General features: G+C 64.5%; 1 protein-coding gene. It reads left to right on the plus strand.

Annotated elements, in window-relative coordinates; translation table 11 throughout:
* Positions 1-184 precede the first annotated feature (184 nt).
* On the plus strand, positions 185-403 hold a 219-nt coding region (locus JHD79_RS22570), incomplete at its 3' end, for a hypothetical protein (protein ID WP_199121613.1).

A 403-nucleotide genomic window follows, 5' to 3' on the forward strand; every position in this document is an offset into this window, starting at 1 on the left:
CCCCCCCCCCCCCCCCCCCCCCCCCCCCCCCCCCCCCCCCCCCCCCCCCCCCCCCCCCCCCCCCCCCCCCCCCCCCCTATCATCCTCCGCCCACCACCCAGATCTACACTATGGCTCGATCGTCGGCAGCGTCAGATGTGTATAAGAGACAGAACTTGAACTAATTACTGAATATGGGAAGAAAGTGTATTTATTTGTTAACGATGACAACAGAGAAAGATTTCATGTTCAAATCAAGGACACCTTTGATCCTGTCTCTTATACACATCTCCGAGCCCACGAGACCTGCGTTACCATCTCGTATGCCGTCATATGCTTGAAAAAATGGGGGGGGGGGGGGGGGGGGGGGGGGGGGGGGGGGGGGGGGGGGGGGGGGGGGGGGGGGGGGGGGGGGGGGGGGGGG

The organism is Pedobacter sp. ASV28 (genome assembly GCF_016428855.1).
Classification (GTDB): domain Bacteria; phylum Bacteroidota; class Bacteroidia; order Sphingobacteriales; family Sphingobacteriaceae; genus Pedobacter.